The 1,874-nt window shown below is 48.8% G+C and carries 2 protein-coding genes and 1 pseudogene; 1 reads left to right on the top strand and 2 read right to left on the bottom strand.

Annotated features, from left to right (window positions below; translation table 11 throughout):
- Positions 1–120, top strand: a pseudogene (locus G463_RS22600) (SpoVR family protein); the annotation flags it as partial.
- Between the two features lie 153 nt (positions 121–273).
- Here G463_RS22600 and G463_RS0117230 read toward each other — a convergent pair.
- A complete protein-coding gene (locus tag G463_RS0117230; RefSeq protein WP_026976116.1) occupies positions 274–1,362 on the bottom strand; it encodes a glycosyltransferase in 1,089 nt (362 codons plus the stop codon).
- On the bottom strand, positions 1,349–1,663 hold the full coding sequence (locus G463_RS0117235; RefSeq protein ID WP_026976117.1) for a hypothetical protein: 315 nt from the start codon (positions 1,661–1,663) through the stop codon (positions 1,349–1,351). The genes G463_RS0117230 and G463_RS0117235 overlap by 14 nt, the downstream gene beginning before the upstream one ends.
- Positions 1,664–1,874 lie beyond the last annotated feature (211 nt).

Raw genomic sequence — 1,874 nt, forward strand, 5'->3', positions numbered from 1 at the left:
CACAAGATGAAACTGGAGTACGATCTTGGGCTCAGTCGGATATATGAACTGGTCATCAATTCGGATCCGTGCTACGCGTTCCTGTTGGACAGCAACTCGCTCCTGCAGAACAAGAGTGTGCGCCTCCCGGGTGAATGGAGGCATTCCCCTTTACACGTGGTGAAGGCGGAGTCAAACTCTGTGCAAAGGGGATGATGTTTTGTGGTGGAGGAAATATTGAAAGGCATTTCAAGTAGGAGCCGCTTGGAGCATGTCACACGCAAGTTCCGCTGTTCAAACGAATGGAATTCCTTTTGACTCCAATAGTTTTTTATTAAACAGAACACTTTTGTCTTCTGGACGGTAGCGCCTCGCCGCTTCGTTGTGCTCCCACGCCTTTTGCAAATCCCCCAAGTAATAGTAACAGACGCAAAGCTGCAGGTGTGGGTACCATGTGGAGTATGCGGGATAGCTAAAACTCCATTGATTGAAATCGGGTTGGGTGCGAATCGCAGCTTCATACCAGAACGTCGCTGTCTGAAACTGTTTGGCACGCTGAAAGTTGTAGCCTATCCTGGACAAAGCCTCTGGACGTGGTGTGCCATACTCGAAGGATTTCAACAATGATGACAACTCATTGGCGAATTCCCCGAGATATCTGTAACAGTCCGCCATATTGATGCACGCATAAATTTTGTCATCTACCCATCCTTCCGCCATGGCCAGGTTCTTTTTATAACTCTCAATAGCGTCCTGATACTTCCCGCTCTCTCGCAGTTCATTGCCGTAGTAAAAGTAATCTCTTGGCGAGAACCTTTCTCCGCGCTCAATTTTAGCGGCATAGATAGACAGGTTTCGTCCAATCCGCGACGTTTTGTTCGGCGGACTCTGATGCGTCACCGCAATATCAGAGTTGATGATATGACCGCTGACGCTCAGATAATTGTGGCAATCGCCATACCACCGATAGTTGCGTTCCCGTTTGACCAAACGGTTTCTTCTGTACCGGAGGGTTACATTGCCGAATTCGTCCATGCCTGCATTGTAGTACATGGAGACGGAGTCCACGGCTGGATCGAGCGTCTCTTTCAATTGCTTGAACAGCTGCCGATCCCGTTCGAGCAGCACATCGTCCGCATCCAGAAACAGAATGTATTCCTTTGTCGCATGCCGAAACGATTCATTTCTCGCGTCGGCGAAATTTCCGGTCCAGTCGAATTGGTAGACGCGGTCGGTATACTTTCTTGCAACCTCAATCGTGTTGTCTGTCGATCCCGTATCCACAATGTTTATTTCATCTACCAGGTCCTGTACCGTATCCAAACAGCGACCGAGGGTATCCTCTTCATTTTTCACAATCATGCACAAGCTAATCGTAATCAAATTCACTTCGTTCCTTTCTCTGGTCTGGTGACAATTGTCTTTTCAATTCGAGAATCACAGCCAAACCCTGTTTGAGCGGTATGTTGTCTGGGAACTGGTTCACTCCTCTCCGAAGCCATGCCTCGCTGTCGTCGAGGTGAAGGTGGTACGTTTGTACTCTGGCTGAAAGCAAATAAAAATCCGGATCGGCTTGTAGCTCGGCCTCATGTTGCTGAAGCAGCTCTTCGAGTTTCTCCCACTCGTTCGCCTCATACAGTTGAATCGCTTGCTGTTTCACGTCGTCTTGAGCATTGATATTCAAAGTCTTTTGCACCTCCTGCAACTTGTGGAAGAATGCCTTCCATGTCGGAAGACATTCTTCCTTAGTTGGTTAGGCATTACACTCGATAGGATTACGCTGCTGCTTTCTATGGTCACGAATTCCGTTCTCGTTCCGGTTATGGTCCTGTCGGTCCAGTTGCTCCTGTCGGTCCAGTTGCTCCTGTCGGTCCAGTTGCTCCTGTCGGTCCAGT

Source organism: Alicyclobacillus contaminans DSM 17975 (assembly GCF_000429525.1).
GTDB classification, from domain to species: Bacteria; Bacillota; Bacilli; order Alicyclobacillales; family Alicyclobacillaceae; genus Alicyclobacillus_A; species Alicyclobacillus_A contaminans.